The 12096-nt window shown below is 49.0% G+C and carries 13 protein-coding genes; 2 read left to right on the top strand and 11 right to left on the bottom strand.

Annotated elements, in window-relative coordinates; translation table 11 throughout:
- Nucleotides 1-14 precede the first annotated feature (14 nt).
- The 9 genes from MCB1EB_RS00935 to uvrA all read right to left on the bottom strand — a co-directional run bounded on the left by MCB1EB_RS00935 (nucleotide 15) and on the right by uvrA (nucleotide 8835).
- Entirely contained in the window at nucleotides 15-299 is a 285-nt protein-coding gene (locus MCB1EB_RS00935) for a DUF1039 domain-containing protein (protein WP_045363581.1), read from the bottom strand.
- Nucleotides 299-520 (bottom strand): hypothetical protein, encoded by a 222-nt coding sequence (locus MCB1EB_RS00930; protein WP_045363584.1) that lies wholly within the window; start codon nucleotides 518-520, stop codon nucleotides 299-301. Before MCB1EB_RS00930 ends, MCB1EB_RS00935 begins: the two co-directional genes overlap by 1 nt.
- An 86-nt stretch (nucleotides 521-606) precedes the next feature.
- Nucleotides 607-2172: an EscC/YscC/HrcC family type III secretion system outer membrane ring protein gene (locus tag MCB1EB_RS00925; RefSeq protein ID WP_232034130.1), complete on the bottom strand. Its 1566-nt coding sequence runs from the start codon at nucleotides 2170-2172 to the stop codon at nucleotides 607-609.
- Between the two features lie 7 nt (nucleotides 2173-2179).
- Nucleotides 2180-2458, bottom strand: a complete 279-nt coding sequence (locus tag MCB1EB_RS00920) for an EscE/YscE/SsaE family type III secretion system needle protein co-chaperone (RefSeq protein ID WP_232034129.1) — start codon at nucleotides 2456-2458, stop codon at nucleotides 2180-2182.
- Between the two features lie 11 nt (nucleotides 2459-2469).
- On the bottom strand, nucleotides 2470-3735 hold the full coding sequence (sctD, locus tag MCB1EB_RS00915; protein WP_045363594.1) for a type III secretion system inner membrane ring subunit SctD: 1266 nt from the start codon (nucleotides 3733-3735) through the stop codon (nucleotides 2470-2472).
- Nucleotides 3736-3959: 224 nt separating this feature from the next.
- Nucleotides 3960-4322 carry a hypothetical protein gene (locus MCB1EB_RS00910; protein ID WP_045363597.1) on the bottom strand — a complete coding sequence of 121 codons (363 nt, stop codon included), beginning with the start codon at nucleotides 4320-4322 and terminating at the stop codon, nucleotides 3960-3962.
- 43 nt (nucleotides 4323-4365) lie between these two features.
- Complete coding sequence (locus tag MCB1EB_RS00905) at nucleotides 4366-4716, bottom strand: hypothetical protein (RefSeq protein WP_045363600.1); 351 nt, start codon at nucleotides 4714-4716, stop codon at nucleotides 4366-4368.
- Between the two features lie 92 nt (nucleotides 4717-4808).
- Entirely contained in the window at nucleotides 4809-5900 is a 1092-nt protein-coding gene (locus MCB1EB_RS00900) for an AI-2E family transporter (protein ID WP_232034128.1), read from the bottom strand.
- A 25-nt stretch (nucleotides 5901-5925) separates the two neighbouring features.
- Nucleotides 5926-8835, bottom strand: coding sequence for an excinuclease ABC subunit UvrA (gene uvrA, locus MCB1EB_RS00895; RefSeq protein ID WP_045363603.1), 2910 nt, complete (start codon nucleotides 8833-8835; stop codon nucleotides 5926-5928).
- Nucleotides 8836-8952: 117 nt separating this feature from the next.
- Between uvrA and MCB1EB_RS00890 the strand changes: the two genes are divergently transcribed.
- A complete protein-coding gene (locus MCB1EB_RS00890; RefSeq protein ID WP_026922120.1) occupies nucleotides 8953-10131 on the top strand; it encodes an MFS transporter in 1179 nt (392 codons plus the stop codon).
- 17 nt (nucleotides 10132-10148) lie between these two features.
- Nucleotides 10149-10655, top strand: a complete 507-nt coding sequence (locus MCB1EB_RS00885; RefSeq protein ID WP_026922121.1) for a single-stranded DNA-binding protein — start codon at nucleotides 10149-10151, stop codon at nucleotides 10653-10655.
- On the opposite strand, the gene aat is transcribed toward MCB1EB_RS00885, so the two are convergent.
- Both aat and MCB1EB_RS00875 read right to left on the bottom strand, forming a co-directional pair.
- Nucleotides 10652-11380, bottom strand: a complete 729-nt coding sequence (gene aat / locus MCB1EB_RS00880) for a leucyl/phenylalanyl-tRNA--protein transferase (protein ID WP_045363606.1) — start codon at nucleotides 11378-11380, stop codon at nucleotides 10652-10654. The genes MCB1EB_RS00885 and aat overlap by 4 nt on opposite strands.
- Before the next feature lie 56 nt (nucleotides 11381-11436).
- Nucleotides 11437-11982: an NUDIX hydrolase gene (locus MCB1EB_RS00875; RefSeq protein ID WP_026922123.1), complete on the bottom strand. Its 546-nt coding sequence runs from the start codon at nucleotides 11980-11982 to the stop codon at nucleotides 11437-11439.
- Nucleotides 11983-12096: the final 114 nt, after the last annotated feature.

Genomic DNA, 12096 nt, shown 5'->3' with positions numbered 1-12096 from the left:
TAACCTGCGCTAACTTAGCGCGTGTTTTTACGCGCTAAGTCATCCGTGTAATTTGCGATCATCTGACGTAAATCTTGCGCACAACTATCGTCAAGATTTTTTATGGTCTCTAATGCAGTACGCGGCTGGCGCAAGCCAAAATGCACCATGGCAGCTGCAAGCGCTTGAGTTTCACCCTCTAGCCCTAGTGCTGGCAGTACCTCAAGTAGCCCTTGCGCTTGCGCAACCAAACCGTGATTGGGTGCAGCAATAGCGGCTTCGACCAATAGCCGTTTGATATCTCGCGCCAGCTCGGTCATTAGATACGTTGAATAATGACTTGGTTGATTTTTTTGTAAACGTCTAAAATCGCACTTTGCAAACCAATCGTACTATAGAGTTGGTGCGTAAAATACTGGACTTGAGCCATGATGCTTGGATCCGCTACATCAGGGCGAGTAACTGTATTTTGCAGTTGCGTCATTAAATCTTTCGCTTTGTGGCCCATAATCTGGCTGATTTGGTCAGTTGCAATACTCATATTTACCCCACCTTACAAAATTAAATTTTTGCATTGATGCCGTAGCAACAAACATCAAACATTCGTTCTAGCTTTTAAGCACGCAATTATTGCGCAATTTCGGTTGCCACCGAGCCTTCATCTGCAAGACTTTTCGATAACTTGGCAAGCGCGGGTTGCGGCCCAATGGGTTGCGGCTCCGCTTTGATTAGAAAGAGCCGTACTACACTATGCGCCGTACCGTTTTTATTTCGAAACAGATTCCCCAAAATCGGCACTCCACCTAATAACGGCACCTTACTTTCACCTTGCATCTGCTGGTCTTGCACAAAGCCCCCCAATAATAAACTCTGACCTGGCAATAAGGTAGCCTGAGTCGCAATTTCAGCATTCGTAATCTGCGGCAATTGCTCATGGTTGCCAGGAATTGGTTCAGCTTGCCGCCCATCTTGAATATTCAGCGTGAGCATGATCTGATCATAGCTACCATTTTTAATTAAACGCGGGGTAACGCGCAATAGCGAACCCGCGGAAACGGATTCTAGTTTAGCCACATTCTCCCCCTCCAATTTGGTGTAAAAAGTGATGCTACGATCCAACACCGCTTGCACATTGTTAAGGGTGACCACGGATGGCCGCGAGAGAATTTTTGCTTGGGAGTGCTGCTCAAGCGCATTGAGCCGCACCATAAAACCGGTTGTATCATTCAATACGCTACTAAGTGTAGCGTTTGAACCTTGTGGCAACCCGGCATTAAAACTCACGCCAAATTCGCCTATGTTGGCAGTACCTGACCAGTTGACCCCGAGCGCGCTGAGATTCGCCGCATTCACATCGATAATCGCCACCGATATTTCGATTTGGACTGGCTGTGTGTCAAGCTGCTTAATCAATTTCGCGTAGATCGGCATATTAACCTGCCGATCGCGCACGACAACCGCATTTTGTCGTGAATCAGCCGAAAACGCGGGTAATGTTTCCAGGGGAAAACTCCCCTTAGCATTGGTCAGCGGAACCCCCTCTCCAAGCGGCGAACGGCCCTGAATCATTTCGCGCAAGACGCTCACGACACCTGGCACCCGAACTTCTTGCTTGCGATAGTTATAAATGTTGTCATCAGCAGAGGCAAAGCGCAGTGGAAAAACCTTTACGGTTTCTTGGTTTTGCGCCTGGTCCAATACTTTTTCGTCTAGATTTTTCGCCAGCTCGCTCACCCGCTCGACACACATGGGCACGCCAAACACTTCAAGCGCATTGAAATTACTTATGGTGCGCAATGAGCAATACTTTTGCTCTTTTGCACCACCTTGACTAAGGTATCGGATAAGTTTCTGCGTAGACAAATAACGTGGCGTAATAATCTGACTCTTGAGTTCATGCCCCTTATATACATAGAGAGCTTGGCCGTCATAATAGGTGGCCAGGTTAAATAGTTGGGTAAAACGCTCGATAATTGCATCCGGCATTTCATTGCGAATCGTGCCGACAAAATGATCGTTTACTTTAGGGCTTACAATCACGGGAACCCCGTAATTTGCGCCAATGTCTTTTAAAACATCGGCTACTTTTGCGCCACGCGTCGTAATAAAGTACGGCTCACCCTTCCATTGAATACGCGCCTGCACTGACCCGAAAGCTAGCAACATAGCTAGCAGCAACACCCATTGTTTCACGCTATTCCTATTTTTTTCTTACTGAAAGGGAAGAACCTACCTGAGCGTCTCTTCGCGCAAGCGGTTTATGATAAGTACGCCAAACTGCATCAATCACTGTTTGCGCATGTTCCACTGCCGCATGCTGCTGTTTGTAGATACGATATTGAGCCGGAGGACAAGATTGGCGCAAAAACCGCTGCAAACGATTTTTTTCGCGCTCAAGTTGAGCCGCGAGTTGAGCCCGATGCACGCCGTCCTGATCGGCGAATAAGCGCTCTTCAAGCTGCGTCACTGGACTACCCATTGGATTGCAGCTCATAAGTCAAGCGACAGATGAATCAACTGCCCTTCTTTGCGCAGCTCAACCCCGCCTTCGTCTAGCTGGGACACCACATAGCCACTCGGCAAGATACTGCCGATCTGTACTTTCATGCCATTGGCAAGTTGCAGAAAGGCCGTTTTATGATTGCCGCTAAACCCCGTTATGGCGGCAGGCAGTATGCTGAGCTGAAGCTTTGAGGTTGGGATATCCTGATAGACTACGCGGATACGTTCTTCATGCTGTTTTTGCCATGTGTCTAACACTTGCCGCAGTTGCTGTTGGCGCGCAACCGGCAACTGGCCTGTGACTGTCAAAATATCGCAGCCCTGGCGCGCCACGCTTAGCTTTGTCAGCAACTTGCATTCACGCAAAGTATCCACTAAATTTGTGATAATCGCGTCGGCGTCGTTACTGACCATCCAAGATGCCAAACCCGGCATTTGATTTAGCTGCTGGCTCACAGTTTCCCAACGTTTACCTGCATAGATGTTACCCGTAATTACGACCGAGCCTAGCGACGAACCTGCGCTTACCCGCGCATCCCGATACCCATTAGCTCGCAGTAGATAGGCAACGCCCTGCTGCAGGTCGTCTGCGCAGACGACCTGATTGCTATATGGAATGCGCGCATCGTCAAGCCGCACTAAAAACGGCGCTAATTCAAAGGTATGCTGGCATAAACCAGATAATGTCAACACGCCGCTTTCAGCGCGGACCACCTTTATTTGCTCAAGTCCGGAATTTAAGCGCAGCGCCTCTTGATAACGCTCTAGATTAAATGGCATATATTGCGACACTGAAGCGCGCAATTCTTGTCCTGCTTGCAACAAGCCGGCCACCAAGCCCGCCGCTATGATGCAGGGCAAGCCAACGCCCCATAAACGCAAACCGCGCACACGCGCAGCAGCATGCACTGGGGCAGCGGGCAAGGTTTCAACTGAACTTGCTGCATCTTCAGCCACTCGCGCCAAATTAAATTTGCAGCCGGCCAAATTTATGGTTTGCCCCACCTCCAATTTAACTTCATCCATTTTTAAGCGGCGGCCATCAATTTTGCAACGTATTCGCAAAGGTCGTAACGTAACACCATGCTCATCAACGGATAGCACGCAATGATCCCCCGGGGTATTCGGCAGAGGGAAATTTATATCGCACCCAGGCTGGTCGCCCACGGTTAACTCACCAGCAGGTAGATGTAATATTTGCCCAGCCAGGGGCCCCGATTGGAAAACTAACTTCCACAGAAAACGGGCTGTCATATTAATAAGCTTTGCCCTTCATTATCTTTAAATTGCTGCACCATAACATTCTCATACCTCAGCAGCGCACGTTATACTCGACAGCTTTCCAATTAAAAAAGCTTATTCTAATTTTACTACTTTTTTAGAGTCTTGGTCTCACTCATTACCGTTGCTACAACAACAATTTTAGCCTGCGCGCTCTATGCAGGCACGAGCAGAAGGACATGCTCTACATTCCGATTTTATCGGATTGCATCGAGGATTCTAGTGTTTAACTGTTGAATCAATTGCATGACTGTGTTCCATGCAGCCTCGTAATCCGAGAGAGCCTTTTCTGCTTGCGAAAGCTTCATCTGCTCTTGTTGCGAAACAACATCATTTGCCGTTAAGTTTTTTTTCGATGCCTCAACCTTTTCTCTCGATTCCTGAACCAATTGCTGCTGAGTGGCGCGTAATTGGCTTAATACTTCCAACACTAATCCAAATGGACCTTTGTCTCCAAAGGCAGAAGAAATACCCCAGTCAGCCGTTCCCTGCGAAGCCCTATGCTGGCTTACAGAAGTGGCGGCATTAAAAATCGGGGAGAGCGGAATACTATTCAGCATTTAAATACCTTTTTCGATAAAGTTATATCAAGAGCGTCATGCATCAGGCGAATTGCCGTGCTTTTTTACCGGGGGTCTTATCTGAACTTGCATTCTGGTCGGCAATTTCAGACTTATCCGCCTTAGCGCGCACCGCTTGCGTATATTCTTCACCGCAAGCAATGGCACGCTGCATATGTGCTTGAATCTGCTGAATCTGCTCCGGCACATTGCTGTTGCTATCGCTCCACTCTTGTTGCAGCTTGGCTAAACGCTCTTGCGCCTTAGGGTCACGCGCTGCATTTTCAGTCAAGCCGGCAACTTGCGCGCATAATTCACTTACACGTTCTGCTAGTTTATCCATATCTGACATCTGACGCAGCAGCACTTCGGTCTGGTTTGGTTCGCGGTTCATCCAAAATCCTTTGGTTAAATTGGTCTAATGAAACCCGTGCATATTTATTTAAATAATCTATATTCGCTTTAAAAATCCGGCGTATAAGCAGGCTAAATCAACTTCGCCGCAGAGAGTTCATATTTCAAATAAGCATAATAAATCGGCGCAGCCACTACGCCTGGCAAACCAAAGCCCGCCTCCATGACAAGCATTGCTAACAATAACTCCCAGGTACGAGCTTCTATTTCAATACCAATAATACGTGCATTTAAAAAATATTCAAGTTTATGAATCACCACTAGAAATATCAACGAAGCAAACGCCACCGTCGCCCCAGCCGCTGATAATGAAACCACGATAATAACGGTGTTTGAAATCAAGTTGCCCACTACCGGCAACAACCCTACCACAAAAGTCAATAGAACCAGCGTTTTGCCCAGCGGCAGGTTAATCTGGAACAGGGGCAACGCGAGTAATAAATAAATGCTGGTTAAACTCGCATTAATCAACGAGATTTTTACCTGTGCAAAGACAATCCGTTTAACCGCATCACTAAAATGGCTAATCCGCGCTACCAGGGCGGCGGCAAATGGCAAACGATAAACGCGGCGTGTGACGCTGACCGCAACAATTGCACCCAGAATGATGCCTAGCGCAATCCGCACGAAACCTAACACTACATTTTTGCCGCCTTGTCGCAATTCGCTAATATGCGCTCTCAACCACTCAAGAGCGCCGACGCGAATATCCTCTATGTCATCTGGCAAGTAATTTTGTAACCAAACTGGCAATTGGCCGCGCGCGCCATCGATGATTTGCAAAGTTCGCTCAAGCAGTTTTTGTTCACTTGGCGCACTATGTTGAAAATACGAGATAGCAGCAACAATCGCCGCGCTTAAAGCGCCCGTTACCAAAATAGAAAGCAACATGACTGACAACCAGCGCGCGCGTTGGCTGGACAAACGCTTTTCCAATAAGGGGGTCAACGCATGAATCAGCTGAAAGGTAAATAAACCAGCCAGGAGGCCGCCTAGCAGCTTTAACACCAGCACCAACCAAAGTGCAATCCCCGCCAGGATGTAGCTGGCCACCTCTACCGCCACCCATTTAGCTGGCGCATGGTTTATTTTCCGTCCTGGCGCATCCAGCATAGCACTGGCATGAGTATGACGTTTAGGCTGATGAGTTCGATTACCTTCCATCTTAATTTCCTTTCCCCTTCATACGCTACACATTAGACCCAACTGCAAGCTCACCCTCTCTAGGTTTTTTGCGCCGGTTTAATTTTAAGAGTGGAGCTAAATATTTTCCGGTAAAACTGACTTTTGATTTGGCAATTTGCTCCGGCGTACCGCAGGCAATGATCTGGCCGCCGCCGGCCCCGCCTTCTGGACCTAAATCTACCACCCAATCCGCTGTTTTGATGACATCCAAATTATGCTCAATAATCACGACCGTATTGCCTTGATCGCGCAGCCGGTGAATCACCTCAAGGAGCAACGAAATATCATGGAAATGCAGGCCCGTTGTGGGTTCGTCGAGAATATACAGGGTCCGGCCAGTATCGCGTTTAGAAAGCTCTAGCGACAACTTCACCCGCTGTGCTTCACCGCCAGATAAAGTAGTCGCTGCTTGTCCCAAACGAATATAACCTAGCCCAACATCTAGTAGTGTCTTCAGTTTACGCGCAACTAGCGGCACCGGCCGAAAGAATTCATGCGCAACTTCAACGGTCATCTCCAAGATTTCGCTGATATTTTTGCCTTTATACTGAATCTCAAGCGTTTCACGGTTGTAGCGCTTGCTATGACATACATCGCATGGCACATAGACATCTGGCAAAAAATGCATTTCAACTTTGAGCACCCCATCGCCTTGACATGTTTCGCAGCGCCCACCTTTGACATTAAAGGAAAAACGGCCCGGGCCATAGCCGCGCTCCTTCGCTGCCGGCACGCCCGCAAAAAGCTCACGAATAGGTGTGAAAAGACCCGTATAAGTCGCTGGATTCGAGCGCGGCGTGCGGCCTATTGGAGATTGGTCAACGTTAATGACCTTATCAAAATGTTCAAGCCCTTCAATTTCTTGGTAGGCCGCAGCTTCAGTGGTTGAACCATACAAATGGCGAGCGGCGGCGCGATATAACGTATCATTAATCAAAGTCGATTTGCCTGAGCCCGAAACCCCTGTAATACAGCTTAATAGTCCAATTGGCAACTCAAACGTCACCTGTTTTAGATTATTGCCCTGCGCGCCGATAATTTTTAAGCGATTGGCCCCCATTTGTTTACGCTCAGTTGGCACGGCAATTTGACGCTGGCCCGCAAGATAGGCACCAGTTAATGAATCATGCTGCGCCTCAATTTGCGCGGGCGTGCCTTGCGCAACTACATAACCACCATGCGCGCCTGCCCCTGGCCCCATATCTACAACGTAATCAGAAGCACGAATCATATCTTCGTCATGCTCCACTACAATCACCGAATTGCCCAAATCGCGCAGATGCTTTAGGGTTTTAATTAAACGGTCGTTATCGCGTTGATGCAGACCAATTGAAGGCTCATCAAGCACATACATGACTCCGGTTAAACCGGAGCCAATTTGTGAAGCCAGTCTAATACGCTGCGCCTCGCCACCCGATAAAGTATCCGCGCTTCGCTCAAGCGAAAGATAATTCAAGCCAACATCATTCAAAAAGGTTAAGCGCGCGGTAATTTCTTTAATCACGCGCTCCGCGATGCCTTGTTTGGCTCCGGTTAAATGCAAATTCTGGAAGTAATGCAGCGTATCTCGCAACGGCCAAGCGCCGATTTCGTAAATTGCGCGCGCGTTGTCGCCTTCGCCAAGTTTTACATAACAGGCTTCACGCCGCAAACGCGCACCCGCGCAAGCGGTACATTGCTGATTATTTTGGTATTTTGCTAATTCCTCGCGTACTGTCGATGACTCAGTTTCATGATAGCGACGTTCCAGATTCGGAATAATGCCCTCGAACGAATGCTCGCGAATCGTGGTGCGCCCACGCTCATTAAGATAGGAGAAAGGGATCACCTGCCGCTGTGAACCGAATAAGATAACTTTTTGGGTATCTTCTGGCAGATTCTCGAAGGGAACATCAAGTTCAAATTTAAAATGCGCCGCCAGACTTTGTAGCATCTGAAAATAAAAAGGATTACGCTGTTCCCATCCCTTAATTGCCCCTGAAGCTAACGACAGCGAGGGATAGGCAACCACTCGCTTAGGGTCAAAGAATGTAATTTGACCCAGGCCATCACATTCCGGGCAGGCGCCCATTGGATTATTAAACGAAAAAAGACGCGGTTCGAGCTCTGGCAGCGAATAAGAACAAATCGGGCAAGCAAATTTCGAGCTAAACGAATGTTCATGCTCACCCTCCATTTCAACCGCAATTACCCGCCCCGCAGAAAGCCGTAACGCGGTTTCAAATGATTCTGCTAAGCGCTGCTTTATATCTGGATGAATTTTGATCCGATCGACCACTACATCAATCGTATGTTTATCGTTTTTTTTCAGCTTTGGCAGCTCATCAACTTCATAAATATGGGCTTTGCCTTCATTTGCAGTCCCTCCGCCCGAACGTATGCGAAAGCGGACAAACCCCTGAGCTTGCATTTGCGTGAATAGCTCCGCATGCTCGCCTTTACGGTTAGAAACCACTGGAGCTAAGATCATCAATTTGGTTCCAGATGGCAAAGCTAGCACCGCATCAACCATTTGCGCAACGCTTTGCGCCGTCAACGCAAGGGCGTGGTCTGGGCAGTAAGGCGTACCGACCCGCGCGTACAGTAAGCGCAGATAATCGTGAATCTCCGTCACCGTACCTACCGTTGAGCGTGGATTATGTGATGTAGCCTTTTGTTCAATTGAAATCGCCGGCGACAATCCTTCGATCAAATCAACATCGGGTTTTTCCATTAACTGCAAAAACTGGCGCGCATAGGCGGACAAACTTTCTACGTAGCGCCGCTGGCCTTCAGCATAGAGCGTATCAAAAGCCAACGACGATTTACCTGAGCCAGAAAGTCCCGTAACCACAATTAAACGGTGGCGGGGCAAATCAAGGCTGATATTCTTTAAATTGTGCGTGCGCGCCCCACGAATGCGGATTTCTTCCATGACCAGTAGCAAAAAGAGAGCTTAAACCTGTTACTATAATCGTTTACTGAGCATGGTGCTCAATTCTAAAATTTATCTACTGCATTTGTTCGTCTTCCTTTGATTGCCTCCTTATCTATGAGCGCACAAGAAATTCGCGCTACCGTCTCGTTGGCGGCGATTTTTGCGCTGCGTATGCTGGGCCTTTTTTTAATTCTGCCGGTCTTCTCAGTGTATGCGAAAACCGTGCCAGGTGGCGATAATGCGCTACTGGTCGGGCTTGCGCTAGGGATTTATGGACTGGCCCAAGCGGTTTTTTATATTCCATATGGTTGGGCATCCGACTGGCTGGGACGCAAACCGGTGATCATTGCCGGTTTACTCATCTTTGCATTAGGTAGCTTAGTGGCGGCGCTAGCCACAGATCTCCGTTGGATTATCCTGGGGCGCGCTTTGCAAGGCGCCGGCGCGATTTCATCCGTGCTCGTCGCGTTGTTAGCCGACCTCACCAGCGTAAAAAATCGCACTAAGGCGATGGCTATGGTCGGGGCGAGCATTGGCCTATCGTTCACTGCGGCGCTGGTTATTGCGCCAGCCTTATTTAACTGGCTCGGCATGAGCGGCTTATTTGCTGTGATTGGCCTGCTCGCGATGGCCGCGATCGGCGTGACGCTATGGGTTGTTCCTACGCCCACCGCCCCGCCTACTCCGAGCCGAACCCCATTTGCACAAGTGCTCCAGAATGCGGAATTGCTGCGCCTCAATTTTGGTGTATTTGTTTTGCACTTCTCTCAAATCGCGCTTTTTATTGTGGTGCCACGCTTGCTAGAGGCCGCGGGTCTGCCCGTTGCCGCACATTGGAAGGTTTATCTACCTGTCATGGGGTTATCTTTTGTGCTGATGATCCCCGCAATTATCGTGGCGGAAAAATATGGCCGCATGAAAACCATCATGCTCGCGGCAATTCTGTGTATCCTATTTAGCCAATTGTTATTTGCCGAATTTCCGCCTACTCTATGGTGGCTGGGCACGATACTGCTCATCTACTTTACCGGCTTTAACATACTTGAGGCGGTGCAACCTTCGCTCGTTTCAACTTTGGCGCCTGGTGCGCGCAAAGGCGCTGCCATGGGTATTTACAATACCGTGCAAGCGCTTGGCTATTTTATGGGCGGCGTGCTGGGCGGCTGGTTGCTTAAAAATGCGGGGCAGCACACATTATTTATAAGCTGCGCGGGGCTTGTTATGTTGTGGCTTATAATCGCCGCCCATATGCAATACTCACGCGCAGCGCGCTTTCCTGAATCCATACACTGAATCAACAGGGGAAATGAATGGCATCTGTTAATAAAGTCATCCTGGTTGGCAATCTTGGCGCCGATCCTGAAATACGTTCTCTGCCGAATGGCGACCCCGTCGCAAACATCCGGCTGGCGACCGCAGAACGTTATAAAGACAAGAGCAGCGGTGAGATGAAAGAAATCACCGAGTGGCATCGCGTGGTTTTTTTCAACCGGCTCGCGGAAGTGGTCCGGGACTACCTCAAAAAAGGCTCCTCCGTTTATATTGAAGGACGCATTCGCACGCGGAAATGGCAAGACCAAAGTGGGCAAGATCGCTATTCAACTGAAATTATGGGCGATCAAATGCAAATGCTGGGCTCACGAAGCTCTGGCACAGCAGCCATGGATCAGGGAGGTTATGCGCCCGACCCTCAAGCGGCTCCGCGCGCTAGCAGCTATACGCCGGCCAACACAGCGGCAAACCGCCCGAGCAGCACGCCTCATAACGCTCCGGCTAGCGGCGGGTTTGATGAAATGGATGACGATATTCCGTTTTAAGCGACAACATCGCGCAGCAGGGTTTTATCAAAGCGCCACGGAATAGGTGTCTCATCAACCGCTTGGCGCAGATGGGCGATAAATCGAATACGGGGAATTTCACGCCCGCCGAGTGAAGCCAAATGCGCTGTATTTTGCTGGCAATCGATCATTTTTACATCATGCCGTCGCAAATGGCTCACCAGTGCGGCCAGCGCAATTTTTGATGCGTCAGCGCGTAATGCAAACATTGATTCGCCGAAAAACATGCGGCCAATGCTTACTCCATATAAGCCGCCCACGCATTGATCTGCGTACCAAGTCTCAATGCTATGCGCAAATCCTAACTGGTGTAGCGCTCCATAGGCAGCGAGCACATCAGCCGTAATCCAAGTCCCGTTTTGCGCGCGCCGCGCGACGCGAGCACAGGCTGTCATGGTATGAATAAAGTGGGTATCTACGCGGATTTCCCAAGCGGGCTCATGCAGTATGCGTTTGAGTGTTTTTTTAAGTGAAGTAGATACTTTAAACTCTGCCGGAACCAGAACCATACGCGGATCTGGACTCCACCATAATACGGGTTGACCTTCTTCGTACCAGGGAAAAATACCCTGCTGATAAGCCGTAAATAAGCGTTGCATATCTAATTTTTCACTGGCCGCAAGCAGGCCAGACGCGCCGCTATGGGTGCTCAGCGCACACTCAACGCTTGGAAACGGATCGTTATCGTGCAGCCAAGGCAACATAGTTTAAGCAAGGAAAGTAATGAACGCCAGCTCAGTAGAAGGCGCATGACTGAATCTTAGTCGGCATGCAAACTATGGACGACATCCCCGGTATGTAGACCGAAGTTTCCACTAGCGCTATCCGCAAAGAAAAAACGCAGGGTCTGTTCAACGCTTGCAAAAGCGAGTTCAGACCAAGGAACACTTGCTTCATCAAAAAGTTTCACCTCTAAACTTTCTTCGCCCGCAGCAAAGTCCACATCTAACAAGCGGGCGCGATAGAAAATATGGACTTGACGCGCACGAGGTACATTTAATAATGAAAAAAGTTCTTGTATTTCAACTCGGGCTCCCGCTTCCTCAAGCGTCTCTCGGGCCGCCGCTTGGGTTGTCGTTTCGTCAAGCTCCATAAAGCCGGCCGGCAGAGTCCAAAAACCGTAACGTGGATTTATAGCGCGGCGGCACAGTAAAACTTTACGGTCCCAGACCGGTACTGTGCCAACTATATTGCGTGGGTTTTGGTAATGAATTTCACCGCACTGAGCGCACACAAAACGCTCTCGGTTATCGCCAGGTGGAATCGCTAAATTCACCTGATTGCCACAGGCAGGACAAAATTTCATAATAGGTCGGTTGTTTGTTAAAGTGCTTGCAGTTTGACGGTTTCTCTTGCTTGCAGGCAAATTGCGTCTTTAATATAAAGAACTGACGACTGAAGCAATTCGTTCATAATAGCG

Source organism: Mycoavidus cysteinexigens, from assembly GCF_003966915.1.
In the GTDB taxonomy this organism is placed as follows: Bacteria; Pseudomonadota; Gammaproteobacteria; order Burkholderiales; family Burkholderiaceae; genus Mycoavidus; species Mycoavidus cysteinexigens.
The sequence above is the reverse complement of the archived record's forward strand: the minus strand, read 5'-3'. Positions and strand labels throughout refer to the sequence as shown.

Excerpts from the sequence above, each read along its gene's own strand:
- MCB1EB_RS00935 (WP_045363581.1), bottom strand. The coding sequence starts at position 299 with ATGACCGAGCTGGCGCGAGATATCAAACGGCTATTGGTCGAAGCCGCT.
- MCB1EB_RS00930 (WP_045363584.1), bottom strand. The coding sequence starts at position 520 with ATGAGTATTGCAACTGACCAAATCAGCCAGATTATGGGCCACAAAGCG.
- MCB1EB_RS00920 (WP_232034129.1), bottom strand. The coding sequence starts at position 2,458 with ATGGGTAGTCCAGTGACGCAGCTTGAAGAGCGCTTATTCGCCGATCAG.
- sctD (WP_045363594.1), bottom strand. The coding sequence starts at position 3,735 with ATGACAGCCCGTTTTCTGTGGAAGTTAGTTTTCCAATCGGGGCCCCTG.
- MCB1EB_RS00910 (WP_045363597.1), bottom strand. The coding sequence starts at position 4,322 with ATGCTGAATAGTATTCCGCTCTCCCCGATTTTTAATGCCGCCACTTCT.
- MCB1EB_RS00905 (WP_045363600.1), bottom strand. The coding sequence starts at position 4,716 with ATGAACCGCGAACCAAACCAGACCGAAGTGCTGCTGCGTCAGATGTCA.
- MCB1EB_RS00900 (WP_232034128.1), bottom strand. The coding sequence starts at position 5,900 with ATGGAAGGTAATCGAACTCATCAGCCTAAACGTCATACTCATGCCAGT.
- uvrA (WP_045363603.1), bottom strand. The coding sequence starts at position 8,835 with ATGGAAGAAATCCGCATTCGTGGGGCGCGCACGCACAATTTAAAGAAT.
- MCB1EB_RS00890 (WP_026922120.1), top strand. The coding sequence starts at position 8,953 with ATGAGCGCACAAGAAATTCGCGCTACCGTCTCGTTGGCGGCGATTTTT.
- MCB1EB_RS00885 (WP_026922121.1), top strand. The coding sequence starts at position 10,149 with ATGGCATCTGTTAATAAAGTCATCCTGGTTGGCAATCTTGGCGCCGAT.
- aat (WP_045363606.1), bottom strand. The coding sequence starts at position 11,380 with ATGTTGCCTTGGCTGCACGATAACGATCCGTTTCCAAGCGTTGAGTGT.
- MCB1EB_RS00875 (WP_026922123.1), bottom strand. The coding sequence starts at position 11,982 with ATGAAATTTTGTCCTGCCTGTGGCAATCAGGTGAATTTAGCGATTCCA.